A 24630-nucleotide genomic window follows, 5' to 3' on the forward strand; every position below is an offset into this window, starting at 1 on the left:
GAGGTGCTTTATCTTAAAACCGACCACGACCACCTCCAGATCTTCCTGCTTTTGCTGCCGCGCTTGCCACACCTTTAGTAGCGTTACCGGCAGCACCTGAGATTTGTAAAGCAGCATTTTTTACTGTATTAGCACTCGTTCTTGCACCATTGGCAAGCATTGTGAAAACCTGTCCCCCTGAAGAGACACCAGTGTTAAAGTATGGTCCACCAGAGGCCAGCGCTGTTGCAATACCGGGAAGCGCACGGAAGATAATAACCCCTATGATCGAAATGACGAGGACAGGGGGGAAAAGAACATAGATTGATTCATATGAAACTTTGAGAACCTGTAGAATAACTTGACATATAATTGTTCCAAGCATGATCACGAGAACCTGTAAAATGGTAAAATTGATCAAAGTTGTAATCCATGCATCGGTGTATTTTCGCGTTGCGTTGAACAAATACAAACTAATGAATAGAGGCCCAAGACCTATAATCATTACGAGAGCAACTTGTGCAAACATTTGCACAATAAAACCACCTATACAAAAAAGAATAACGGCTAAAAGCATGATAGAACCAAGAAGCCCCACAATGATCTTTTCAAAAAACCAAGCATTGTATAAAACTTCTTGATAGCGAGCATTTGCCTTTAACAAAATATAATCAAAAACATTGGAGCTTGCAGGATTGCTGTTAAGTGCATTCCCAATAGCGTTGGATAAATCATTGAAGAAAATATCCTTGACATAAGTATTAAATGTATCCGCATTCGTTGCCATTGTTGTCACAACAACGATTTTAACAACATTATTGAGAAGACTATGCATGGAAAGCGCAACGCGACCTGTCATAACATTATAGCCATAAAGAAAGATAAAAATGATTGCGGCGAGATTTAAGGGTGCTGAAATAGCAGAAGATAACCCTCTCACCGTTGTGTCCATCACATTATCGAGAGGGGTTAAAATATACCCAGAAACGCTTTCAAATGGAGAAAAACTAAAGTCTGACATTTGTATTCGTACTTCCAAGTTTTTCTTTTAATTGTTTTTCTTTTTCTTTTAATTGTGCCTCAAGGTATTTATGCTTTTGTTGTTCCATTTCTTCACGCATTTCGTCTTTTGTTTTCGTATCTCTTGCTTGAATCATATCAAGAGACTGAAGTTTTAAAGAAGCCACTTGAAGATCGGCTTGAAGAAGAGAAAGTTTTACTTGAAGCTCTTGTTGAAGAGCTTGAAGCTTCTGCAACTCTTCAAGGCTAGGTTTTTTTACAGCTTCTGTTGCTGTTGTATCTGTTTGTGACTTAAGTTGTTCAAGTTGATGACTTATTGCTTTAATTTTTTTTGCAGTTTCAGTTGCAGTTTTATATATGCTTTCAGCTGTTTCTGATTTTGCAGCATCTAATTTTTGTGTATTCTCGAGTGCTTGTTTATAATATTCATCCGCATCGGGTGTCGTTTGTGATATTGCATGAGAAATAAAAGAAAAAGATAACAGTGTAACTAAGCCATATTTTTTCATTGATTTTTTCTCCTTTGATAAAATATGGGCAGCCATTTGTCAGGGTCTGCTCCATATTCGTTGATAATTTCATTCATGAGTTCAATGTTTTTTGTTGTGCCGCTTAAAACGGCGATCTCATCATTCATTCCACGTAAGTTAAGTTCTGCAACGACGGAACTTTGTCCTTGTTTGACGAGAAAACGGCGGGATTCTCTGCTTAATTCTGACTGTATCAGTTCAAATTCACGCTCAGTAAGTTTGAAAGCTTCGACATAATCATTGTAATTTGCTTTTTGATTTGGAAAAAATATTTGGGTGGGGCACTGCTCAATAATTGTGTGCGCGATTGTTGAGTTCAAAGCATCTTTAGGGCTTTGTGTTGCAAAGAGCATCATGCCATTTTGTTTACGGATTGTTTTTAGCCGATCTTGCGCAAAAGCTTTGAATGAATCATCTTCCAAAGCTTTCCAGAATTCATCAACGACAATAATGATGCGCCGCCCATCAATCAAATCAAGAATGCGGTGAAAGAGATACATCATTAAGGGGCGCCGAATTTCTTCATTGTCTAAGAAATCGGTCATGTCATATCCAATGAACTGTGCATTTAAATTGAGATCATCTTGATCATTATCAAAAACCCACCCTAAATCATTGCCTCTAATCCAGCGTTGTAGTCGTATGGCGATACCTTCTTTTGATGTGTTGTCAAAAAACAGTTGAAGTGCACCAAGAGAGCGTTGTGTTGGGGGTAAGTTTTCTAAAGAATCGATGGCTTTGGCGATATCTTGTCGCTCTTCTTCTGTTACGATTTGCCCTTCAGCGCTTACCAGCTTTAAGATCCAATTACGAAGAAAGATTTTATTTTTTTCAGTGTATTCCATGCCCTTTAAGGGAGAAATCCCTGTGGGCTGCCCATTTTTTAGAGGTTTATATTTTCCTCCTCCAGCTCGTACAAAAATCTCTGCTCCTTGATCTTTGTCAAAAAAAACCATTGTTGGATTGTGTTTTTGTAATTGTGCAAGAAGAAAATTAACAATCACTGTTTTACCAGATCCCGATGGACCACAAACAAACGTATTTCCAAGATCGCCATAATGAAAATTAAAATAGTAAGGTGAACCTGCCTGTGTTTTTAGCAATGCGACAGCAGCTCCCCAAACATTATCGTTTAGTTTGCCAACAGGGAAAGAATGGAAGGGCGATAAAGCGGCAAAATTTCTGCTGGTAATAGCGCCTGAACGCGCACGATAGCTAAAGTTTCCAGGAAGCTGTGCCCACCATGCTGCTTCCAATCCTAAATCTTCTCTGGCAATTACGGCTCCCCCATTGGTTAAATGGGCTCGTGCTTTTGATAAGTTTTCAGTCAATATTTTGGGATGATCAGCAAAAACAGCTAAAGAAATGTGATGCTCGCCCAAAACAAAACGGTTTGATTCTAAATCATCTAGCGCTTCATCGAGTGCATCAATTTGTGAACTAGCACGGTCAGCTGCATTGATCATTTGATTTTGCTTGCGGCTCATAATCGCACTGGCGGCCGCCTTACTTTTAAAGACAAAGGATTGTGTTAAAATGAATTCAAATGGTACCGTAAGCAAACCATCAGTCATACCAGGGCGTGTTTTAGAAGGGTATTCTTTCCATCCAAACATGCCAGCAAAGCGTTCATTACTTTCATGGCGAATTTCGATAATTTCTTTCCCAAAAATAACACGATCCGAGTAAATCGTTGAAGCAATAGTTCCAAATGTGAGAGGAATACGCTCACGTCTTCCCCCCACCAGCTGGTGGAGAAATTCACTTTGTTCAGAAAATAAAATACCTTCATGTTCATAGATTGATAGCAGACGGACTTCATACTCTTCTAAACCTTGCATAAGGTCTTGACTTAACTCTTCGAGTTTACGAACAGCTTCCTCATCGGGTTCAGATTGTGTTTTCTTCGCTTTACTTAAGCGCTGAAAAAATGAAACCAGTTGTTCTGTTTTATCTACTGCGGGATTCCAAAGCAGTGAAATAAACAGATCATTTCTATATAGTTCTTGCGAAACCATTTTCTTTTTATATTTTTCATCTAATGTTGTTGCAAAAGATGAAAGAAAATGACCTTCTGGGTAGATCGTTTCACGGCGGCGGATGATGTGAGAATATAAAGCAACCCGTTCATCTGCAATATTTTTTAAAAGGGTGTTTAATTGGTTGTGTAAAGAATTTAATTGATCAATATCCGCAGTGTCAAAATTTACGCCCTCAACAGCCATCACAACCATTAAACAGCGCGAATTTAAAGCAACGACATGTTGGTTGATATAGCGTATATAGGGAATATATTCTTCAGGCAAAGTTTCCCGTTTCATTATTGACATCTGTTTCACCGGTTTGGCTCCTTCAGCTTAGTTCCTTATAAGTGCGGATAAGGCGTAAGGGGGAGGTAGAACCTCCTCCCCATCGGTTGAGGTTTTTTTGTTTTCCTCGGGTATTGAGCCAAGCAAATAATACGCGAAATTGGTTGTGATCATGTTTTGTCACTTCACGCAAAATAAAGTGCATCCCAATACCAAAACCAATCACGGTAAAACCACTCGTTAAAATAAAAAGAACGGACGTCGCCATGACATTGAGCGCCATCGCTTCCATTGTGACACCGGCAAACATGGACGGTCGTGTACAGGCAAGGAAAAGAGTGTCTTCGTTCATTTATGCCGTGCTCGCTAATTTACCGACAAGAGTAGGGGCACCAAAAACAATAGCAATACCAAGAACACAGTAAGCTGCTTTGCGTAAATCAATAAAGCCGTACATCCAGCCAATACCCACAGCAGCAACACATATAATTGCAATAAGCTTTGCCGTTGGACCCGTCATCATTGTGACAATGCTGCCTAAAACACCTTCAAGTTTTGCGAAACCACTCCCATCAGCAGCAGGAGCAGCATAAGAAGGATCTGATACAAGCAATGCTGTAAAAAGCAGCATGGTCATGATAACGATAAAAATGATGTTCTGGGATCTATTATCTGTCATTTTACCTCTCTTTAACAAATAATATTTGTTCATATGTCGACATTCTATTGCCTCTAAAAACTGAAAAATGCTGTTATTTGATGACAGTTAATTCTTCTCGTTTGTTTGTTTTAAAAGCCTTGATAGTGGATCTGTTCACTCTCAAACTCTTTTTCTTAAAGAGACAGAAGTCTTTTCAAATTGAGATTGTGTTACATAAAAATGGCAATTTTAAGTTGTATGCATTGGTAAAGACAATAATATTAAAACAATGCAAGAAGGAATATTATTCTTTACAAAATGTAGTTAATATGCAACAAAAATATCTGGATTTTTTCTTTAAAAACAAGGGCATTGGTGATATATAATATGAAAGGATAGAAAAACAATGAATTTTTTGAGTGAGCGTGTTAAGAAATGCTATTTAAATTGATTGTTATTATTTACATTATGGGTTCCATAGTGTGGGGATTAAGCCAATATAAAGATAAAATAGATTTCAGCATTCTTAAAACATTTGGGATGCAAGATATACAAGATATTCTCAATCTTTATCGAGAAGAAGAAAACCGAGAAGAAGAAAATTTGGTTAAATCTATCACCAAACAGCAATTAGAAAAAAATGAACCAACTCTCGATTTGCAGAAGAGTGTTTCATCAAACGATGTTGCAAATAATACTGTTGTTTTTCATGGTAAGGCCTCTGTTACAAGTGGGGTTACATTTAAATTGCTGACGCCTGCTGCACAATCTTGGCGCTCATATATCACCCGTGATATTCATCTTTATGGTGTAGACACATGTGCACCACGCCAAAAAGCACGATTAAATGATCAAGAATGGCCCTGTGGTGCGGTTACAACGGCTTGGCTTGTCACCAAAACACTTGGGCAGGATTTATCCTGTAAACAGGCTTTGATGCACAATGGTGTTTATTATGCGCAATGTTTTGTTCAAGGGGTTGATTTAGCTGAGGCAGGTCTTACAGAAGGTATGTTGGTACTCTCAAAAGAGGGGAAAGATCCTATTCCAACCCAGTACCATCATGCGGAAGAAAAAGCACGCAACAACAAGATTGGTCTTTGGTCAAGTGATTTCACTGAACCTTTAAAATGGCGGCGAGATAATGGATCTTACAATCCCTTTGAAAATCCGTGATTGGCTTTAACGAACATATTTATTTAAATTTGTATAAAGGAAACTTTATCAATAAAATTGCACCAGACCATAGGGCAAAAGACCATAGGGCAAATTTGAATAAACCGTGAGATTATTTCCGTTTGTGAAGTATTTGTGAAGTAAATGAATAATACTTCCCTTTTCAAGGGAGGTTTGCTCTCAAAATCCCTCCTCTATTTTTACTTATGTGTTTTATAAAAGCAGGAAAATGTCATTGTTAGTGGCAAAGCATTTTTGAGTATTTTTGTTTGAAGGAGAAAATGAGACGATAAAAAACGCTCAAGAAATGGATTTCTAGAGCAGAGTTGATAAAAGTGAAAAATGAATAGATCCCAAAATGGCGTAACATTTGATATAACGGATAGAATATTTTACAGTGCCTTAAAAGAATTCATAGCAAAAGTTTTTTTCATTAGAATTTTGTCTTCAAGATTGGATCACGTTTTTTTACTTCTTTAAAAGTGATCAATCTGTTTAATTCCTTGAAAAGCTTTCATAATTATCTGCTTCTAAACTCAGACTTCGAAAAGATGGATTTCAAACAGACGCTACACGAAGAAATCTTCGTAAAAATGATTTGCATTGTTGATTGTTTCTATATATCACAAGACGTTTTTATTTAAGCATTTGATGGGGGAAACAATAATCAACATACAAATAGGTAAAAAGAGCTCATACTTTTTTGTAAAGGCTTTGTAGTCTATTGATCGTGATACTTAAGTATTATAATGCTCATAGGCTTTCTATAGGGCGCGGGGCGCGGTTCCTATCGCAATGTCACTATTTGAAATCAGTTGGAAAAAAACATTAGTGCGCCTTCTGATTTCGTCATTTTTACTCAGTTTGGGCTTTTTCTTTCTCATTGTGCTTTAATGACAAACTCATACGATGGCTGTTGTGAGCTCTTCTTGCGTTATTTTACCCAGAGTGTTCACTTTGAAAGCAAGCAAGTGATAGTAAGGCTGTATTCTCGTACAGTATGAAAATTTAGAACTCATTTGGGGGATGATGTTAACAGATAAGGTATTTAAAGAGGGGTAAAATGAAAAAAAATATTTTATTATGCATGGCTCTATTATTCGCTGTGGGGTGTGAAAAAAACTATAGCGTAGAAGATTTTGAGAAAGATGCAAAATTAAGGGAAGAATGGGGAAAGAAGTGTTTTCTTTCAGGACAAGCTGTTAAGGAATCTAAAAATTGTCAAAATGTTTTACAAGCAGATACTGAAATGTTTTTCTCGCCAAAGCTTAATTCTATAGATCGTGGTCATGCGTTTTAACGGTTATGCATACTCAACAGTAAAGTGTTATATAAAAATTCTAAAATAAAGAAGTTACGGTTCAACGAATAGTTTCTTCTTTAAATTTTATAGCGGAGATTTTTTATCATTTTTCATCTTTCAGATGAGCTTCCAAAATCATATTTGCAATCCTATTGTTTGTTTCATCTTTGTTAGATTGAGGATTATGATCATGAGAAAATTGGATAGCATTGTCTTATAGAAACATCTCTTAAGGCAGCCAATCCCATTTCACGGTGGTGTCCGTGAATGGTATAATGGTAGATCCATTGAGCACCACGATCTTTACGCTTCATAAAGGAGTAAGCCGGCGCATATTTGCCAGCTCGTGGGTGTTGCTACAGCCCTTGGCACTTGAGACGGTTCATTAGGGGCATTTTTAATCCTTTCTTAATAGTTTTTTATCCACAAGGGCTCTTTCCGCTTGTAACTTGCAAGAGACATGATTTTGGTTGATTCAACATGGAGCGGGTCTGAAATGAAAGGATCTTACGCTATTCTGGATTCTCATTTAACATGCAAAACAATGAATACTCTTTATAAATCAATATCGCTTGAGGTGTGGTGTAAGGCATAAAAACTTTATGCATGGGGTGTTTTGATAAGAGAGTGTAGTGAATATTCAAGAGAGGGCTTTCTTGTATAATTTTGTGAAAGGAACCATATGAAATGTGAAGCCGAGAGGGAGCTGTTTTTGAGAAGTTGGATTGGGTATCAACCAGTTTGAGGAGGGATTTGCATCCTTTGATGTGTGGGAAGGAAGCCAAGAACAGAGCGTGTAGCACCCTATACTTATGTTTTTAAAGGTTTTAATTTTGATCATAAATTAATTTTAAAATTGCTTTTTGTTTGACAGATGTAAGAATTCTAAAACTTTTTAAAAGCAAATATTCCTCTTTGCTCGAGGCGATTTCATCATAATGGTACGGGGTATGTTCTTTTTTGATGATATCAGCGTAAAAAAAGGCAATAGGGACATCCAATATATCGGGGATTTCCTTTAAACGTCCTGCGCTCACGCGATTTAAGCCTTTTTCATACTTTTGGATTTGTTGGAAAGTGACACCTAAATGATGCCCTAATGTTTTTTGAGACATTTTGAGCATTTTTCGCCTAAAGCGAATTTTTTTGCCTACAAAAAGATCAACATTAAGATTTTGAGTTTGCATTTGCCCCCTCCGGTTGCGAGCGCCCTCGCATTGGTATTCCGGGAGCTTGAAAACACTGAACCCTAGTCAGCATTTTGCTTTTAGTGCTTGGAGCACCTGGACATAGCAAAATCTCCCGGAATTCCGGGATACCCACACACTGGGTTTATTTTTACGCTAGGGTTTCGGGTTTTCAAGGCCCTATTGGTCGTTGCGTATACGACCAATACATTTTCTAATTAGTAAAGTAATTTTAGGAGATTGGCAATAAAAATAGTTTTTCTTAAGACGGATAGATTTTTTTAAATGAGAGGTTATTTGCCTTTCAACTTTTTAAAACCCGCTTACTAAACTCATGTTTTAAGATTCGCTTTTTACAAAGGTAAACCTTGGTTTTTAAGCTCAAGGCACTGCCTATGGTGCTGTGCTTAACCAATAACCAAAATGGCTTGTTTTGATGCGTCTGAGATATCATGATGATAGGGGAAACCTTTTATGAGTAAAGAGCCCTCATGCAAAATAAAATCAAAACAGAATAGATTTGGTTGTTGTATATTCACATGTTTGTTTTGAGAAGATATTTCTCAATGTTAGCGCCCATTTCACAAATGGCGTTTCGTAAAGTGTATAACGTAAAAGCTTCGATGAATGGGATAAAAGCTATATTTCTATCTTTACTGAAAAAAAGATGCTTGGAGGGCACATACTCTTTGTCAGTCTAAAATATTACGACAGTTTTTACCTTTGAAAGGGAGCATAAGAGCTATTTTTCTCTCTTCACGTGTTTTTATTTATACGCTCATCCTGCTTATAATGTGCAAGCGAAAAGTTTTGATTGATTCAATATCAACAGATTTGAAATGAGAAAAGATATTTTGGTTTCTCATTATGTATGAATAATAAATTATTATTATAAATTAATAATTCTATACTTAGGGAAGCGTTTTTTTAAGGAGTTTTTTTGTTCGTTTTTAAGAATGTGCGTGTTTTAGATAAAAAACTGTATCAACGCAGTTATTGTTAGAATTAAAGTTTTTATGAGAAAAATGAGCATTGTGGAATGATAAGCTTTTGATATAAAGCGTTTTAGAATTTTGCACAACTTAACGATAACTTATTTATTTTGTCATTTCTTATGATTGCTATAAGCGATGCAAAGTTGGAATATGGTTTGAGAAAGCAGATGACACAAGTATTATCTTTCGGTAAGTAGTTTTGAAATAAAAGACAGCTTTAAATGATAAATAAAGATAGGTGCACCATGAATGAACTTACCCATATTGAGACTATTATAACGCATTATGATGCTGTTTTTTGTGATGTGTGGGGTGTTGTGCATAACGGTGTACATGCATTTGAACCAGCGTTGAAAGCATTGTATAAAATTCGACAAATGGGAAAAAATGTTATTTTATTGACCAATTCTCCTCGGCTACGGGAAGATGTTGCTGCTCAATTACAAAGCATGAATGTTCATCGTGACTATTATGATGCCATTATCACTTCAGGGGATGTAACGCGCGATCTCATTCGGACAGCTCCGCGTAAAGTTTTTTTTATTGGTTCACAACGTGATTTGGTGCTGTTTGAAGGGTTAGAGTGTGAATTTGTTGAAGAATGGGAGGCTTCTGTTGTCGTCTGCAGCGGTTTTCTTGAAGATTTTGACGAAGAGCCCTCTGCTTATGAGGAGATGTTTCTTCGCATGCGGGCGCGGAATTTACCTTTTATTTGTGCTAATCCTGATGTGATTGTCCATTATGGAAATAAAGAATTTTGGTGCGCTGGTGCATTGGCGCGTCTTTATCAACAATTAGGGGGGGAAGTACGCATTGCTGGAAAACCTCACGCGCCTATTTATGAGTGTGCCTTTGAAAAACTTCAAAACATTCGTGGAATTGTGGAAAAAAGTCAAGTTTTAGCTATTGGTGATGGTCTTTTGACGGATATTAAGGGGGCGGCTCATTTTGGTCTTGATGCCCTTTATATTATGGGGGGGATTCATCATTATGATTATGCGCAAAATGGTGTGGTGGATAAGCAAGCTTTGCATTCTTTTCTTGAACGTCATGGTTATAAACCACAAGCAATCATGTGGGCACTTCAGTAATGGCTAATTTTTTGCGTCTTCAGGGGACTCACATGTTTCCCTCGGCTTGGCGGGGAGCCGTGTTGGCACTTGGAAATTTTGATGGTGTTCATTGCGGACATCAGATGGTGTTGCAAAAAGCGCTTGATTTCGCGCAGATAAAAAAGAAACCAGCAGTTGTTTTAACCTTTGAACCACATCCAAGAAGTTTTTTTCAACGTTCAGCTCCTGTCTATCGTTTGACAGAGGCAGCTGAAAAAGCTGAAATTTTTAAAGTCCTTGGCTTTAATGGTGTGATTGAACAGCCCTTTGATGCGCACTTTGCCACGCTTTCAGCGGATGAATTTATCAAATCGATTTTAAAACAGGCTTTTGATGTTTCAGTTGTGGTGACAGGGGAAAATTTTCAATTTGGTCATCAGAAAAGTGGAAATGTGCAGCTTCTTTGCCAAAGGGGAGAGAAATATGGATTTGAGGTTGTGCAAGTTCCTTGCGTTTCGCGTCTTCAAGATTCACAACAGTTGATTATTTCCTCTAGTTTTATTCGGCAGCTTCTCTCACAAGGAAAAGTGGACAAAGCAGCTCATTTGTTAGGGTATCACTATCGGGTATGCTCCAATATTATTCAAGGCGATAAACTTGGACGTCTTTTGGGATTTCCTACCGCCAATCAAATGTTGCCTTCCCAAGTTCGTTTGGCTCATGGTGTTTATGCGGTGCGTTTACGTCGTGCGAACGGTGTTTTGTATGATGGTGTTGCAAGCTTTGGTTGTCGTCCAACGGTTGTTAAAGATGGTGCGCCACTTTTGGAAACCTATTTGTTTGACTTTAACGACGACCTTTATGGGGAAAGCTGTACCGTTTCTTTTTTCCAGTTTTTGCGAGGACAAGAAAAATTTGATGGGCTTGAACCTTTGATTGCGCAAATGCACCGTGATGAAAAAAAAGCAAAAGAAATTTTAAAGATAGCACAACCATTATCAAAGTTGGATAGGCTGCTTACTTTTAAAAATATGCCCTAAACTTATCTGCAAAAGATAAAAGAGCTGTAAAAATAGCACTTAAAGTGATTATAATCACAAAGATATATTCCAAAACATCGTGGAATATATGTTGTTTCCGTTGTTGAGAGGGAGAATCGAATATCTGAATATCTGATTTTGGCATTATCTTTTTCAAAGTTCATTTTATGGCTTTTGTTGTCATTCAAAAGTTTACTGCTTGTTTCTTTCTGATCCGTTAAAACCCATCATAAAAGATGCAGTAAAGAATAAGCCTCAGCCTATTTGGCAATAATAGACGTGAAGAGAGAGAAAGGCTGTTTTTAAAATTTTTTGCGATTTTAAGCTTATAGTTTGATAAAATTTAATCGATAACTCTTTTATTTCAAAAGTTTATGGTCTCTTTTTTCTAATTTGTTTTATTATGACATATCGTCTTTTATGATGGGATTGGGTTTATGTAAAATCTTACGCATGTGATATTTAGTATCATATGATGAATATTAAAAAAAAGGTTCGTTTGTTGAGCCTCGTGAAGTAGAGCGGTGGTCAGCAGCGGCTTTGTGCTAACCAATCACGTAAACGAGAATGAAGCTGATGGAAAATGCTTTAAGTCTCGTTTCTCTCGTATATTGTGATAGGAAATCTACATTAAGGAGACTGCGATTGATTGCAGATAAAAAGAAATCATTGCGAGAAAGCAGGTGTACTTGTTTCAAAAATTTTTAATGCTTTTGATTGATAAAGGCACAATTTGGTTGTCGTAATACGTAAATCTTTCAGATTCTCAAACAAAGAACTGTCCATATATCTTCTTTGTCCTTCACAAATATAACGCCTATAATGTAACGGGAAGGCTGTCTTGTAAGGATATGAAAATGCAAAGCCAATTATGTCTTGTTGCTTTTCTCATAAAACTTTTGCTTTAGCAATCCTCAACGCGAGCAGTATGTTTGAGACAAAGATTAAGGCGCTTTAGTGCTCTCTCTGCTGTTACAGCTTTTGTATACCAGATGGGGACAGCCCTATTGCCTATATTCATTTGGATAATCTCTGAAATCAATCTACAGCCTTATTGGGGAAAAATATGAAGTTATAAAGGGGGAAATCAGTCCAGATGACTGTCTTTTTTAAATTCGGCTTTGCCACTTTCAAAAGTGTCTAGAGCAATATCTCTTAAATCATGAAAATAACAGTTTCAGGCTTTGTTGTTTTTTGAATAGGATAATCACGTTCTACAGGTAAAATAAAATGCTGGAATATACTTGTGTTGCTAATTTACGCGCCTGTTTTAAAGAAATATCTCTCAACGCTTCCTATATCCATTTTCATGATGGCACTCATGAATGGTATCTTGCAAGCTCCGTTGAGCGCTATCATCTTTATGTCTAATAAAAGAGCAATCCGGTATCATCAGTTATATTGACAAGCCTTCAGTGTTGTACAGCCTTGGCTATTTGAGAGCGTTTATGTTTATGAGAGGGATTTTTCTTAACTCGTTTTATTTCATACGAACTCTTCCTGCTTGTGACATACAAGAAACACGCTTTTGATTGATTCACTATAAATAGACTTAAAATGAGATAATTTTACGGTATTAGGGTTTCTCACTCAACGTGCAAAATAATTAATTGTTATAAATCAATATTTTGCAATTAACCATAGATTATGGCTTACGGATTTTTTATAAAATATTCTGCATGCCTTTTATACGGAATATGGGGTTTTCTTAGTGGCTTTACTGTTGTTTTAGGTGTCTATGGTGTACGAATGAGCTCGTACTGGTAAAGGGAAAGACAAAGAAGGTGAAGCAGTGATAAAAGGTGAGGTGAAAATAGATTTCCTTGATCATCATATGAATTTTCATGCATTTTTATGGCTTCAGGTGTGCATGTTTGTTGTATATTTAACAGCAAAGTTTGCGTGTAGAGTCTTATGAAGTGGGAAGCCTGAGTGGAAAGCGCAAGACAAAGATTATTGACAGATTATTTTTTACAGATCGATGTGTATTTAAGAGTCTTTATCTTTTAAGGCGAGGAGGAAGCGTATGAAATCTGTGTTTAAAGACGCGCTAAACGATAAAGATGCAGCGAGCGTGCTCCGTGATGGCAATAAGCGAGAAGAGGCAGAGAGGCGGTTTTTAAAATTGTTTGCATAGCTTCAACAGCTGACTGTTCTATAGTTGGAGGAGAAATGGGAATGTGATAGGCTTTTATGCCATATTCATTTGCGACCGTTTTAATGCTAGAAAAGTCAGGTTGATGAAGCTCCTCGTGATCGGGGCGGTTGCAGATAATTGTTTTAAAACCAGCTTGTGCCAATGTTTTGATATTTTCTATGCTAATTTGGGCGCTGATAAAAATATCAGGTTCAATTTGTTGTAAATTCATTTTTATTTATTCTCAATTGCACGATTTTCACGATCCCCCCCCTAGTCTGGTATATAAAAGAACATAATGAAGATAAGTTTTTCAATGGCATCTTAACAAAAATATTCTTTTTGTCGAGAAGATCTATTTTGGGAAAATGAGCTGTAAGATGCAAAATATCTCACTCCGCAATATGTTCGTTATTCGACCTTATGCAAGACGGCTGTTTGGTCTTTATGCATAATCTATTATGTTTACCAAGCATAGACATTCCATTGTGTTGCTTGTTCACACGTTTGGTAGAGGTATTCTTATTTCTCTTAAGCCTATTTTACCCTGTCGAGCGTATAAGAGTATAAAATTCATTGATCACTACCCTCTTTACGCTTATGAAGAAGTAGGCTGGTACCATTGTTATATTTTTCAGTCCCCAATGTTACTACAGTCCTTGGCTCTTGAGACAGTTCATAAGAAGTATTTTAATCCTTTCTTGTACAGTTTTTACCCACACGCTAGCCCCGCTTGTAACGTACAAGAGACATGATTTTGATTGATTTAATATCAGAGGGCATGAAATGAGAGAATCTTCCTGATTTCGGCTCTCTCATTCAACGTGCAAAACAATGAATGCTTCTTATAGTTTGTTGTATATTCAGAGTGGAGTTTATTTGTAGAGTTGCATTAAGTGGACTGCATGAAGGGAGAAGCCCAAATGGCAGGCGCGAGATAAGAAGCTGGATCATTTACAGAGCATTGTTCACAGATCGACATGGATGTAAGAATCTTCGTTTTAGGGTGGGGGAAGAAGATCGTGTCTCTTGTTTAAATTTATTTTTGTTATTCTCAAAAACATCATCTTCATAATGTTTTTTCTTATGCTAAAAGAATATTATAAAGACAAAATTGCGGGCTGTCGTTTTATCCTAAAAATAGGAGAAATGGTTATTTTGCACGTATTGGATGCTTGCTTCTTTTATTACTTTCTGTATAATCGTAAAAACGATAATGCTGAAAGGCGTAATAAATGATCATTGGACTTTTGAATCAAAAGGGAGGCGTAGGAAAAACTACGTTGAGTGTTAATCTTGCGGCCAGTTTTGCGCGTACCGGTGCACGGGTATTGCTTATTGATGTTGATCCACAGGGGAGCGCATTGGATTGGGCTGCTGCGCGTGAAGATGCACCTTTGTTTTCGGTTATTGGTTTACCACGTGCAACGGTTCACAAAGAGATTACACAGATTGGTCATGGTTATGATCATATTATTATCGATGGTCCTCCGCGTGTGACTGATCTTGCTCGTAGTGCTCTTATGGCTTCGGATTTGGTGCTTATACCTGTTTTGCCTAGTCCCTATGATATTTGGGCAGCCGATGGAATTGTAAAGCTGATTGACGAAGCACGTGTTTATAAAGAAAATCTTGAATCTGCTTTTGTTATTAATCGTAAAATAGTCAATACAGCGATAGGGCGTGATGTGAACGAAGCTCTTGGCATATACCCCGTGCATGTTCTTTCTTCTAGCGTTGCGCAGCGCGTGATTTTTGCAGAAGCAGCAGCACAGGGGAAGGCGGTTTATGAAGTTGATAAGCAAGGACCAGCAACAGCAGAGATTGAAGCTGTTGCAGCGGAAATCAAGGAGTTAGCGCGATGAATAAAAAAATTAAAATCGGCACGAAACCAACGAATAAATCAATTCCTTTAACAGCAGATGCATGGGTAGGAAGCCCCAAAGGGAGCATGAGTGGAGGTATGAAGCGCCTCACGATTGATATACCAGAAAGTTTGCATCGATTGATTAAGGTAAGTTGTGCAAGTCGTGGAACTAAAATAGCCGATGAGGTGCGCGAATTGCTTTCACAAAAATACGGAAAAGTGTAAAAAGTGATATATGATAATAAGTTTTCGTTGGTTTGAATACTTTTTCTAGAGATGATATCATTTGTTTTTATACGAAGTTAATAATGATAAAATCTCCCTTCTTTTTTCACGAGGGCTGCTTCATTTAAGTTGTTTTTCATAAGGTTCTGTATCATTTCATGAAAGAGCTATGAGTTTGCGAAAAATTCTCCGTTTCAAACTTTTCCCTATACAAACTTTTCCCTATAAGTATGATAATCATCATACTACTTGTGATCTTATATCGCTATCTTATCCGCTAGATGAATAGATAAGTTTATTCTTCCATAAAAATTTTCTTGATAATGATTTTAAACGTCAGGTTATTTCTTTGTTTATTTCACTTAATACATGCGTAAATAATGTAATTAAGAGTAGCGTTGATTATTTTTTTCTGTTATGCAGCGATTTATTTTATTAAATTATATTCATGTTTATAAAGGGGGGATATAAATAAGTAAAATTTACTGATATTGGCGCGCTATAAGTTTTCCTAATAAACAAAAGAAGTCATTGAGCATATTATAGACAGTATTTCTTACATTTATATGATTTTATAGTCTTAAATAGTTAATGCCAGTCGTAATGGTACGCAAGGAAATAGGCTTTTTTGCTTCAATTGATAATGTATAAGATCGCTTTTTTAGCATTTCTATTGGCATTTAAAAAGTGCAGGGGGACTTAAAGTTTTCTTTCTTTTCCGGTGGTTTAAGAAATGATAAGTAGGCATTACGAATTTTTGATAAGATTTTGTGCGACTTCTCATGATGAAGTGGTTTTTGAAAAATGCCAAGATATCAAAATTACTGCTGAAGTTTAAATACTTCAAATACAAAGAGCAGCCGTGCAGATAATGCTACAAATGCAAGTCTGATAAATAAAAGCAGTTTTCATGATTTAACATGTTTGCGTTGCAAGTTTGCGTATTTGCAAAGGAAAGTTAGACGCAAGGTCACAATATAGGAGGGGATGTGAATCCAAAGATATTGTTAATAAAATATAAAACAAAGAGAGGGGTTAAATCATGAACAAGATCATTATAACAGCGCTGTTGCTTTGCACGGGGCTTGTTACTGTTGGTTCACGAAAAAAACTACAGTGTTGAGGAATTTAAGAAAGATAAAAAATTGATGCAAGAATGGGGAAAGAAATGCGATAAAATCGGGACCTCTGCTTTTGCAACCAAGAATTGTCAAAATGTCATACAAGCCGATATGGAGCTTTTTCAAGAGCATTATAGAAATCTTGCAAAGGAACTTCGTGAAAGTGGCAAAAAAGGGAATGAAACTGAAAAAAAGCAGGACAACAATTAAATCATAAAAATATATTGATAGCGGTGTTTTTCTTTGTACGCGATTTATCATCATAGGTTGGAAAAAATTGCGTACAGAAGTCGATTTTAAAATTTTTGAAAATGCACCAATGAACCGAATGTACAAATTTAATGGAACCCTAAATTGTGTCCTAAACTTTGTAAATTTGAAAAAAGGGGAATTTATTTATGAATAAAGCCATTATTACAACAGTGCTGCTTTGTGCTGGACTTGCTGTTGCTGGATGCGAGAAAAACTATAGCGTAGCAGATTTTAAGAAAGATCCTAAATTACTCAATCAGTGGTTAGAGAAATGTTTTATTGCAGGGAGTTTTGATTCTCAAAATTGTAAAAACGCAGAAAAAGCTGAATTAGAAACTCGTAAAAAATGGGGAGTTTTCGGTTCTGGAAAGGATGACCAAGAAAAAACTGAAGATAAAAAGGAAGGGAATTAAATCATGAATAAAGTCATTATTACAGCAGTGCTGCTTTGTACTGGACTTGTCCTTGCTGCTTGCGAAAAAAATCACAGCGTGGCGGAATTCAAGAAAGATAAAACATTACTCGAAGAGTGGGTAAAAAAGTGTGAAAAGATGGATCCATCGTCTATAAAGAAATCTAAAAATTGTCAACATGCCAGACAAGCGTATATGGAACTTATGTTTGGCATTAATTAAAAACATAAAATTCAATAAATTGATTCTATCAATAAGGAATTGGTTAATTGTTGATTCTATTACGTTTTTTAGGCTCTCTCTAACTTTTAGAGAGCCTTTTGATGGCTTCAAGAATTAGCCGTTTACGATCTGTACTCTTTGTGTAAACGGATGCTATACTGTCTATTTGTCCAGCCAAAAAGTGCTTTCAATTGTGATAGTATTGCATCCGAATGAGTTGCTACGTGTCATTGCTAATTTTTCAAACTATGTGCTGATTGTTTAATGTTTTGGTCGCATGTATTTAAAACATGAGATTGAATCTACCTTTGGGGTGTTTTTCTGCGTTCATCACAAATAAATGTTTCATCACACTAAGACCGGCTTTAAGTGTTGCGGCTAATTTCGGAAAAATTGGGAGGAAACATTTGTTTGGAATTTACTTTTCTCTGTCTTAATAAAGAGAAAAATATTCTGAATGGAATTATTATCGTTTTATACTTAAATGTTTTTCTCAAAATATTTTTAAAAAATTGCTTTTGATTTGAGAATATTATAACATTAGTTAAGACGTGAGGCAGTTTTGCTAGGACGGTTTTGCTGGATGTGTGAGGAATTGAGTGCTCTCCATATCTTTTCATTTTCCCCCTCTCTTTTCTGAGTTTGTAAGGTTTTTCCTTGTTATTTTTTATTTTAATTGTGTTGTAATATTATTATGTTGAGTGGTGGAGCTCATGCAAAACTTTATGTATGAGTTGTTTTTTGAATAATACTTTGATTTATAAAAATAATTTAATTATTTTATGTTGAATAAGGATCTCGTCAAAATCTGTTCTAGGTTGAATCAATTAAAACCATCTACTTGCACGTTACAAGCATGGAGAGCCGTGTGGATAAAAACTGTTGAAGAAAGAAGTAAAAATGTCTTTTATGAACTATCTCAAGGATTAAAGGTTGTTGCAACATTTGGTGCTGGAAAAGTATGTGATGGTGCTGGTTTATTCCCTCGCAAGTGTATGATGATGGTGTTCAATGGATTTATCATAAGCTTCTTGAAATATTCCTTTAGAATTGTGATATGCCCTGAAGGGGAGAAGCAAGAGGAACTTACTCAATAAGGAGACAAATTATTTACAGATCGGATCTGGTAGAAAATTTAGTTCTTTAAGGCGGGAATGAAGTTGAGATTCAAGTAGCGTGAAAAGATGGAAACTGATGGTTAAAAATGCATACAAAAAGCAGAGTTAACACTTAAATAGTTGCAAGCGATGTTTGAAATTAGGTGTGTAATTTATCTGTAGAGTTAAAATTTCGCTTTGATCTTATGTAAAATTAAAATGATCGTTTGCGCAAATTACAAAAAGCCAAGAGAGTATGTTTAGTATATTTCTATTACGAGAACTAAAATAACAACAAAAGCATTCATGGTGATAATCAAGGTTGAATAAAGCACTGCGGCTTTTACGAGATCAGCCATAAAAACCTCTTTCTGTTCTTTTTGAGGTGATTTTATGAATAACAATATGTTACAAACCGTAGTATATGTTGATACAATATATTAGGCAAGCTTAAAATCGTTCCTTTTTTGTAAAGGCTTGAGGGATTAGAGCACTGTAAATCTTAAAAAAGAAAGTTTTAAAGAGAATATTAATTGATTTTGTAGGTTTTGTGTTGCAGAAAACTTTTTTATCCTGTTATGCTATGAAACACTATCATTTATAGCGGTAATATAAGGCATATAAGTTTTCTTGTAACGTTTAAGTATTTTTTAGTGTGCGATGAATATTCGTAGGTTGATTTATTGAGCCTTTCGTTTAAGTGACTCACATGAGTAGGAAGTCAAGAGAAGATTGCTTGACAAAAATTCGGACTGCGTACAGAGCAGATTGAGTTAAGATCTTTGTCCTTTAAGGTGCACAGAAGAAGACAAAAATGTTTTCTGATCGTTTATCTCATAGTAAGATTGGTTAATGCTGTTCTAATGGGCATGTTTTGCACAAAAGAACAGAACGTTCCAAACGAAATATACTTATGTTGTATATTAATATATTTGTATTGCATATTTATGTACTTGTAAGAAAACATCTCTCAATGCACACGACAAACATTTTACGATGACACTCGTAAATGGTATAACAGTAAAGCTCTCGTGAAATAATATAAAATTTGAATAATATAAAAATCTATAGAATGCTACCATCTTTACACTTATGAAATAGCAAGTCACTGTCATCGTACGCTTGCTTCCAATGTTTACTATGGCCCTTGGCATTTGAGACGGTTCATAAGAGGCATTTTTCTTTCAGTGTATTTTATCAACACATCAGGGCGTTGTTTGTGATGTGCAAACAAGTAAATTTAATTTATTCAACATGGGATAGATTTGAAATGTGATGAGTATGAAAGAGAAGAGCTGCATTTAGAAGATTGAAAATGAGAGAAAGTTCGTAACAAAAATTGTACCTTTATTATAAAATGATTGTTTCTATGTTTTTATACCAGTAGCACATGTAAAGCCGCGATATTAAGAGCAAACTGTGTTATGGAGTGAAATAACCTATAGGAAGATGCTGTGGAAATTCTGAAAATATCAATGTGGGGAGCGTTAAGCATTATGCATTGGATAATATTTTGATTTATAATGATAATCTATCGTTATTCAACTTGAATTAGAGTCCTGAATACCGTAAAATTTTTTCATTCCAATTCTGCTCTAGGTTTAATCAACCAAAACCATGTCTTTTGCAGTTACAAGTGGGGAGGGTCCATGCGGAGCGAAACTGTACAAGAAAGGCATGCTTTTTGAACCGCACTTAAATGTCAAGGATATCGCAACATGAGGGGCTAGCAAAATATGTGATGGTGTGCTGGCTTGCTTCTTTTATTAAGCGTAAAGATGGACAGTGCTCAATGGATTTTATACATGTCATGGGGGATTTATCATTATATTATTCATGGGTTATGGCGCGAAATAGGCTTGGGTACACTTAAGAGATGTTTCTTTAAAACAAGCGCGTGAATATGCAATTGAAGACGTATCGAATTGATTGGCTAAGAAACTCTTGAAAAGGTTCAAAAAATCTTATATAGTCGTTCATTGCAAAGAAAAGCGAATGATAATTAAAAAAAGGGAGATTGATGGCTGTTTAGCTATTTTAAGATGTCTTTTTTAATATTGCTGTATGGCTAATCTGTTCAAAAGAGCATTCTTTTTGTTTTTTATGCGAAGTGCTGCATATGTGCAGAAGGAGCATGGGGGAGGGTGTGTCTTTTTGAATGGGTGCAACTAATTTTGTAGGGTGCCATCTTATGGGGTGCCGGAAGGTATGCAAGTTTAGGTGCAAAAAAAGCCATAAGGTTATGGAGGGTAAGATGCTGCTATCGTTAAAATGCTGAAATTTTTAATGAGCTTAAGTCTTTGATATGCTGCGAGATATGCTGTGGGTTTTTGTCGGGAGGTGGTCTTTTTGTGGACAAAGTTCTCGTGAGAGCGTTGTTGTTTTCTGTTGAAGGCGTGCTGGTGACGAAATAGGCAAAATAAAATCGGCAAGGCGAAATAGACCAAAATAGATAGAGCAAATGTAGAATTTTCGATATTGCTGCGTAAGGTTTAAGTTTATAGCGTTTTGGTGAATTAGTATAGCCGCAATGTGGTTTTGGAGCAAAGCAAGAAAAATACTTGAGAGAATGCGTTGAAAGTTGAAGTGGTATACGCTTTGAAGGATTGTCGTGCTGTTGTTTGAGCGATGTTCGCACCACGAGCTTTATTGAGTGTATCAGCATTGAAGAGAACCTGTTTAATCTCCCTCATTTGAAAGATTGAACAAGAGTGTTGAAGGGGAAGTAAAAATGTCTGTAGTGCAATATGGTGATGATAGTTTTGCATCAAAAGCAAAAGTTCTTGATAATAATCTTATTGATCGTGATTGGGCGATGACAAAATTTGTTGCTGCTGTTAAAGGATTAGCTCAAGTTGTTGATTATGAAAGCAATATGCTAGAGAGCAGTGGTGTTCCAGATTACGAAGAAATAAATTTATGTAAAATACGTGGTTTGCGTGATCTTAATAAATCCATGAGCGATGTGAAGCGCTACATGAATCAAGATATTGAGCATGAAGTTGAAAGTTTGTTGTCTGATTTACAAGAAAAATTACAGCGTAATAGTGAATTGCTTCAGACGCATTTAAATGCAGTTAATGATCTTTCTAGAGCTATGCAACTATCTGGACGCGTAAAAGAAACAGAGGAATGATTCAAATCTGGTGAATATTGGCTGTTCTAAGTTATGACAATGATTAGGTAGATCAGTTTATTTGGATAAATTTGGATAAATAATGCGTTTAGTGAGTAGACTTGTTTTAAGCGCATTTGGGTATTTAAATTATTATCCTGTTGTACTGTAAAACGCTGTTCTTAAAACAGTGTCTTTTAAGGTGTAGTGATGTGAACCGCGTGCTGTGGGAAGCTAGCTGGGAGAGGACTAAGAGAAGGGGGAATATTTACGGAGTATTGTTTGCAGACTGAGTTAATAGGGAGCTTCATTTTTTAGTTTAGGGAGGCGATCAAGGGAATATTTAGACCAGCCCGTGATGCCTTAAAAACAGCTTGCTTGGAGCTATGGTAATGTAAGGTTTTATGCATTAGTCTTTTGAGAGTATGTGATGAATATTGCCTATAAGCCTTATAGAGCACTGTCCTTTGAAGTGTGGTGATATGAAGCGGTTAGTTGTTTGAATCTATATGTTTGAGACAAAAATTAAAGCGGTTTAATATTTTCTTCTGCTGTTTTTAGTTTTTGTATGCCAGATTGGAGAGAGCATCCAGATTTGAGTGAATAGATTGCTTATATCTTTGTTGGCGTAATATTTTAAATGGGGAGGCGATCTTATTGGGAAAGAATAAAGGGCTAGAAATCAGCTTTCCTCTGTACCACCATCCTTTAATTTAGCTTTATTTTGTTCAAAAGCATCTAAAGCACTATCTGTTAAATGATGAAGATCACGCATTATTTCACGCTTCAGTTTCTCTCGTTCTTTAATGGGGGCACGCGCCCCTCATGTAAAACAGAACGTCATTGTGTTGCCAATTCACGTGCTTTTTTAAAGAAACATCTCTTAAGGCACCCAATCCCATTTCACGGTGGTGTCCGTGAATGGTATATAAAAAGCAAGTAAAATAAAATAGTTATGTCTAATATGGGGGAATAGGTGAATCTTGATTCTATTGAGTTTTTTTGCCTCTATCCCTCATCTTTTTGGAGCTTTTTTATAGCTTCAAGAGCTAGTCTTTTACGATCTGCGCTCTTTGTGTAAAGAGATGCCATAGCATCATTTGTCCAGCCAAAAATTGCTTTGAGTTGTGATACTGTTGCACCAGAGTTAGCTGCGCGTGTTGCTGCTAATTTTCTTAATCCATGCGCCGATTTTTTAATGCCAGCCGCATTACAAGCGTCTCTAAATGTATCGCCAAAGCTTTCTTTGGAGAGTTTTTGATTAGTTTTACTACAGATGAATGTTTCTACTCCAATAGGACCAGCTTCAAGCGTTTTGGCTAATTCCGGTAAAATAGGTAGAAAGACATCTGTTTGGAATTTACTTTTCTCTGTCTTAAGATGAATGATATTATCTTTCACATCTTTCCAACCAATTCGTACCGCATCACCACGACGCAAGCCCGTATATAAAAGAACATCAATCCAAACGCGTTCATGGGTACCATGGGACCATCTTTGATAATATTTCTCAACATCTTCTTCTGTCCAAATAGGAAAGCCGCTTTTATTTTTAAGAGGAGGTTTTTTGACGCCTAAAGTTGGATTATTTTCCAAAAGACCTTGATCAATTGCCCAATTAAAAAGTCCATTAAGGGCTTTCAGAAAGTTTCTAGCCATTGCTGGTGTTTCTTTGCGCCGTTCAACACCGGCTATGATATGTTTCTTTTCAATTGCTTGGTATGGAATATTTCCTATGGAGTCGCATATCTTCATAAGAATGTATTCTTTTTGTTTCTTTGTAGTATTAGAGTAGCTATGCCAATTAGAGCTGTTAAAGTATTGTTTAAGCAGCCATGCAAATGAACCTTCAACAAGTTTACCGGTTTTGGATTTAGGAAGTATAAGTCCTTGTAACTCGGCAAGTGCGCTTTTGTAGTTATCAACAAACTCTTGCGTTCCATAGGTACCGCGTATTCTAATGCGTTTGCCATGACCAATACGTACATACCATACAATTTTGCCATGTTGAGTAATTTGTTTGACAAGATGAGGAGGGCGTGGTTTTGGCATAATCAATTTTACATCTTAGAGAGCGCGGTTTCGTAATATTCATTCTTTGACAAATCTAAAAGTTTGTCTGGATGCGCTGCTGAATTTGGTAGTGGAATATCGGATTTGAGATAGATAAGCAGTTCACCGGTAGGTTTGATTTCTACGAGTTCACAACCTTGTTTTTTAGCTTCTCTTAAAGCGCGTGCAATGGCTGGTTGCGTTATAGCAGCTGGACGAGGCGCCATATCTTTTCTCCTTACATTGAGATGCAATTCACGTGTGGCGTGAATCACGCTTGTGTTGAAAGTTGTTAGGAAGGGTGGGGGTGCTCGTAGATATGCGGGGAACAAAACACCCCCATAAGGTTAAGCAGCTTTTGTTGAGAGTTGTTGTATCTCTCGTTCTATCTCTGCTAAAAAGGTTTCAACAGCTTGATTAATCTGTTCAATTTGTTGATCATCACGGAAAACACGCTTGACTTTCATGCGTAAGTGAAAGAATTCCCCCGTAAAACGTGGGTCATAGCTTACGAAATCACACCATTTTCGTTCTGTACAAGCCATTTGGAATTGCATTTGTGCGTGATATTCTGGTTTGATTTCGTCACCTATACAAAAGCGCATATGTGTTACTGATCTGGGGCATTTGACTTCGATTAAACCGTCTTCTCCAATGAGACCATCGGGGCTAGCCCCCGCCATTTGGATTGTGGGGTGTTGGATAAAGCCGCATTTTGTTATATCGGCATCATAAATGAAGCCATATTCTCTCAAGGCATCTTCTTCATGCTCAATACCCCAACGCATATCTTCAGTTTCATAATAGGGGCTTGTTTCTCTTGTTAAGCGCTCTGTTATGAGTTTGATTTTGTAGTCTTCATATTTGCTTGTAGGCAATCCTTTTGCTGTCTTACTGA

22 protein-coding genes and 1 pseudogene are annotated in these 24630 nt (G+C 36.6%); 12 read left to right on the top strand and 11 right to left on the bottom strand.

The genetic code is table 11. From position 1 onward, the window contains the following. Positions 1–13: 13 nt before the first annotated feature. Genes ACFIKD_RS05875 through ACFIKD_RS05895 form a run of 5 tightly spaced genes read right to left on the bottom strand, consistent with a single transcriptional unit; the run spans position 14 to position 4517 of the window. A complete protein-coding gene (locus ACFIKD_RS05875) occupies positions 14–1000 on the bottom strand; it encodes a type IV secretion system protein (protein ID WP_375636376.1) in 987 nt (328 codons plus the stop codon). Continuing rightward, positions 987–1508 (bottom strand): type IV secretion system protein VirB5, encoded by a 522-nt coding sequence (locus ACFIKD_RS05880; RefSeq protein WP_375636378.1) that lies wholly within the window; start codon positions 1506–1508, stop codon positions 987–989. Before ACFIKD_RS05880 ends, ACFIKD_RS05875 begins: the two co-directional genes overlap by 14 nt. After that, on the bottom strand, positions 1505–3859 hold the full coding sequence (locus ACFIKD_RS05885) for a VirB4 family type IV secretion/conjugal transfer ATPase (RefSeq protein WP_375636421.1): 2355 nt from the start codon (positions 3857–3859) through the stop codon (positions 1505–1507). Before ACFIKD_RS05885 ends, ACFIKD_RS05880 begins: the two co-directional genes overlap by 4 nt. A gap of 22 nt (positions 3860–3881) precedes the next feature. Next, positions 3882–4190: a type IV secretion system protein VirB3 gene (locus ACFIKD_RS05890; protein WP_273788309.1), complete on the bottom strand. Its 309-nt coding sequence runs from the start codon at positions 4188–4190 to the stop codon at positions 3882–3884. Beyond that, a complete protein-coding gene (locus ACFIKD_RS05895; protein ID WP_375636380.1) occupies positions 4191–4517 on the bottom strand; it encodes a TrbC/VirB2 family protein in 327 nt (108 codons plus the stop codon). A gap of 396 nt (positions 4518–4913) precedes the next feature. Here ACFIKD_RS05895 and ACFIKD_RS05900 point away from each other — a divergent pair, with 396 nt between their 5' ends. Together ACFIKD_RS05900 and ACFIKD_RS05905 are read left to right on the top strand one after the other, a co-directional pair. Next, positions 4914–5654 carry a hypothetical protein gene (locus ACFIKD_RS05900; protein ID WP_375647475.1) on the top strand — a complete coding sequence of 247 codons (741 nt, stop codon included), beginning with the start codon at positions 4914–4916 and terminating at the stop codon, positions 5652–5654. 1063 nt (positions 5655–6717) lie between these two features. Continuing rightward, positions 6718–6954: an EexN family lipoprotein gene (locus ACFIKD_RS05905; protein ID WP_375647477.1), complete on the top strand. Its 237-nt coding sequence runs from the start codon at positions 6718–6720 to the stop codon at positions 6952–6954. An 830-nt stretch (positions 6955–7784) separates the two neighbouring features. Here the strand turns inward: ACFIKD_RS05905 and ACFIKD_RS05910 are convergent. Beyond that, the gene (locus tag ACFIKD_RS05910) at positions 7785–8144 is read right to left on the bottom strand and encodes a helix-turn-helix domain-containing protein (RefSeq protein ID WP_375647478.1); all 360 of its coding nucleotides are present in this window, start codon (positions 8142–8144) and stop codon (positions 7785–7787) included. Positions 8145–9384: 1240 nt separating this feature from the next. On the opposite strand from ACFIKD_RS05910, the gene ACFIKD_RS05915 reads away from it, so the two are divergent. The 3 genes from ACFIKD_RS05915 to ACFIKD_RS05925 all read left to right on the top strand — a co-directional run bounded on the left by ACFIKD_RS05915 (position 9385) and on the right by ACFIKD_RS05925 (position 12602). After that, positions 9385–10230 carry a TIGR01459 family HAD-type hydrolase gene (locus ACFIKD_RS05915; protein WP_375636389.1) on the top strand — a complete coding sequence of 282 codons (846 nt, stop codon included), beginning with the start codon at positions 9385–9387 and terminating at the stop codon, positions 10228–10230. Beyond that, complete coding sequence (locus ACFIKD_RS05920) at positions 10230–11231, top strand: bifunctional riboflavin kinase/FAD synthetase (RefSeq protein ID WP_375636391.1); 1002 nt, start codon at positions 10230–10232, stop codon at positions 11229–11231. Before ACFIKD_RS05915 ends, ACFIKD_RS05920 begins: the two co-directional genes overlap by 1 nt. A gap of 1230 nt (positions 11232–12461) precedes the next feature. Then, complete coding sequence (locus tag ACFIKD_RS05925; protein ID WP_375636393.1) at positions 12462–12602, top strand: hypothetical protein; 141 nt, start codon at positions 12462–12464, stop codon at positions 12600–12602. Positions 12603–13270: 668 nt separating this feature from the next. On the opposite strand, the gene ACFIKD_RS05930 is transcribed toward ACFIKD_RS05925, so the two are convergent. After that, positions 13271–13600 carry a TIGR01244 family sulfur transferase gene (locus ACFIKD_RS05930; protein ID WP_375636395.1) on the bottom strand — a complete coding sequence of 110 codons (330 nt, stop codon included), beginning with the start codon at positions 13598–13600 and terminating at the stop codon, positions 13271–13273. Positions 13601–14603: 1003 nt separating this feature from the next. Between ACFIKD_RS05930 and parA the strand changes: the two genes are divergently transcribed. From parA to ACFIKD_RS05955, 5 genes are all read left to right on the top strand, one after another. Beyond that, entirely contained in the window at positions 14604–15233 is a 630-nt protein-coding gene (gene parA, locus ACFIKD_RS05935) for a ParA family partition ATPase (protein ID WP_375647479.1), read from the top strand. Then, positions 15230–15460, top strand: coding sequence for a plasmid partition protein ParG (locus ACFIKD_RS05940; protein WP_015856697.1), 231 nt, complete (start codon positions 15230–15232; stop codon positions 15458–15460). The genes parA and ACFIKD_RS05940 overlap by 4 nt, the downstream gene beginning before the upstream one ends. A 1094-nt stretch (positions 15461–16554) precedes the next feature. Beyond that, the gene (locus ACFIKD_RS05945) at positions 16555–16791 is read left to right on the top strand and encodes an EexN family lipoprotein (protein WP_375636398.1); all 237 of its coding nucleotides are present in this window, start codon (positions 16555–16557) and stop codon (positions 16789–16791) included. Positions 16792–16979: 188 nt separating this feature from the next. Further along, positions 16980–17246 carry an EexN family lipoprotein gene (locus ACFIKD_RS05950; RefSeq protein WP_375644940.1) on the top strand — a complete coding sequence of 89 codons (267 nt, stop codon included), beginning with the start codon at positions 16980–16982 and terminating at the stop codon, positions 17244–17246. Between the two features lie 3 nt (positions 17247–17249). Continuing rightward, positions 17250–17468 (top strand): EexN family lipoprotein, encoded by a 219-nt coding sequence (locus ACFIKD_RS05955; RefSeq protein ID WP_375636402.1) that lies wholly within the window; start codon positions 17250–17252, stop codon positions 17466–17468. Positions 17469–17547: 79 nt separating this feature from the next. Here ACFIKD_RS05955 and ACFIKD_RS05960 read toward each other — a convergent pair. Continuing rightward, positions 17548–17906 (bottom strand): annotated as a pseudogene (locus tag ACFIKD_RS05960) (integrase); the annotation flags it as partial. 428 nt (positions 17907–18334) lie between these two features. Here ACFIKD_RS05960 and ACFIKD_RS05965 point away from each other — a divergent pair. Both ACFIKD_RS05965 and ACFIKD_RS05970 read left to right on the top strand, forming a co-directional pair. Further along, on the top strand, positions 18335–18565 hold the full coding sequence (locus tag ACFIKD_RS05965) for a hypothetical protein (protein ID WP_143711778.1): 231 nt from the start codon (positions 18335–18337) through the stop codon (positions 18563–18565). Positions 18566–21296: 2731 nt separating this feature from the next. Further along, positions 21297–21701, top strand: a complete 405-nt coding sequence (locus ACFIKD_RS05970) for a flagellar protein FlgN (RefSeq protein WP_273788300.1) — start codon at positions 21297–21299, stop codon at positions 21699–21701. Between the two features lie 987 nt (positions 21702–22688). On the opposite strand, the gene ACFIKD_RS05975 is transcribed toward ACFIKD_RS05970, so the two are convergent. The 3 genes from ACFIKD_RS05975 to ACFIKD_RS05985 form a co-directional block, all read right to left on the bottom strand. Beyond that, positions 22689–23732, bottom strand: a complete 1044-nt coding sequence (locus ACFIKD_RS05975) for a tyrosine-type recombinase/integrase (protein WP_375635686.1) — start codon at positions 23730–23732, stop codon at positions 22689–22691. A gap of 8 nt (positions 23733–23740) precedes the next feature. After that, complete coding sequence (locus ACFIKD_RS05980; protein WP_273723922.1) at positions 23741–23959, bottom strand: hypothetical protein; 219 nt, start codon at positions 23957–23959, stop codon at positions 23741–23743. A 120-nt stretch (positions 23960–24079) separates the two neighbouring features. Beyond that, positions 24080–24630 (bottom strand): lambda exonuclease family protein (locus tag ACFIKD_RS05985; protein ID WP_375647480.1); only part of this gene is annotated, 551 nt, incomplete at its 5' end.

Origin of the sequence: Bartonella sp. CR84HXZ (genome assembly GCF_042194535.1) — a bacterium.
Classification (GTDB): domain Bacteria; phylum Pseudomonadota; class Alphaproteobacteria; order Rhizobiales; family Rhizobiaceae; genus Bartonella; species Bartonella grahamii.

Excerpts from the sequence above, each read along its gene's own strand:
- ACFIKD_RS05875 (WP_375636376.1), bottom strand. The coding sequence starts at position 1,000 with ATGTCAGACTTTAGTTTTTCTCCATTTGAAAGCGTTTCTGGGTATATT.
- ACFIKD_RS05880 (WP_375636378.1), bottom strand. The coding sequence starts at position 1,508 with ATGAAAAAATATGGCTTAGTTACACTGTTATCTTTTTCTTTTATTTCT.
- ACFIKD_RS05885 (WP_375636421.1), bottom strand. The coding sequence starts at position 3,859 with ATGTCAATAATGAAACGGGAAACTTTGCCTGAAGAATATATTCCCTAT.
- ACFIKD_RS05890 (WP_273788309.1), bottom strand. The coding sequence starts at position 4,190 with ATGAACGAAGACACTCTTTTCCTTGCCTGTACACGACCGTCCATGTTT.
- ACFIKD_RS05895 (WP_375636380.1), bottom strand. The coding sequence starts at position 4,517 with ATGACAGATAATAGATCCCAGAACATCATTTTTATCGTTATCATGACC.
- ACFIKD_RS05900 (WP_375647475.1), top strand. The coding sequence starts at position 4,914 with ATGCTATTTAAATTGATTGTTATTATTTACATTATGGGTTCCATAGTG.
- ACFIKD_RS05905 (WP_375647477.1), top strand. The coding sequence starts at position 6,718 with ATGAAAAAAAATATTTTATTATGCATGGCTCTATTATTCGCTGTGGGG.
- ACFIKD_RS05910 (WP_375647478.1), bottom strand. The coding sequence starts at position 8,144 with ATGCAAACTCAAAATCTTAATGTTGATCTTTTTGTAGGCAAAAAAATT.
- ACFIKD_RS05915 (WP_375636389.1), top strand. The coding sequence starts at position 9,385 with ATGAATGAACTTACCCATATTGAGACTATTATAACGCATTATGATGCT.
- ACFIKD_RS05920 (WP_375636391.1), top strand. The coding sequence starts at position 10,230 with ATGGCTAATTTTTTGCGTCTTCAGGGGACTCACATGTTTCCCTCGGCT.
- ACFIKD_RS05925 (WP_375636393.1), top strand. The coding sequence starts at position 12,462 with ATGCTGGAATATACTTGTGTTGCTAATTTACGCGCCTGTTTTAAAGAA.
- ACFIKD_RS05930 (WP_375636395.1), bottom strand. The coding sequence starts at position 13,600 with ATGAATTTACAACAAATTGAACCTGATATTTTTATCAGCGCCCAAATT.
- parA (WP_375647479.1), top strand. The coding sequence starts at position 14,604 with ATGATCATTGGACTTTTGAATCAAAAGGGAGGCGTAGGAAAAACTACG.
- ACFIKD_RS05940 (WP_015856697.1), top strand. The coding sequence starts at position 15,230 with ATGAATAAAAAAATTAAAATCGGCACGAAACCAACGAATAAATCAATT.
- ACFIKD_RS05950 (WP_375644940.1), top strand. The coding sequence starts at position 16,980 with ATGAATAAAGCCATTATTACAACAGTGCTGCTTTGTGCTGGACTTGCT.
- ACFIKD_RS05955 (WP_375636402.1), top strand. The coding sequence starts at position 17,250 with ATGAATAAAGTCATTATTACAGCAGTGCTGCTTTGTACTGGACTTGTC.
- ACFIKD_RS05970 (WP_273788300.1), top strand. The coding sequence starts at position 21,297 with ATGTCTGTAGTGCAATATGGTGATGATAGTTTTGCATCAAAAGCAAAA.
- ACFIKD_RS05975 (WP_375635686.1), bottom strand. The coding sequence starts at position 23,732 with ATGCCAAAACCACGCCCTCCTCATCTTGTCAAACAAATTACTCAACAT.
- ACFIKD_RS05980 (WP_273723922.1), bottom strand. The coding sequence starts at position 23,959 with ATGGCGCCTCGTCCAGCTGCTATAACGCAACCAGCCATTGCACGCGCT.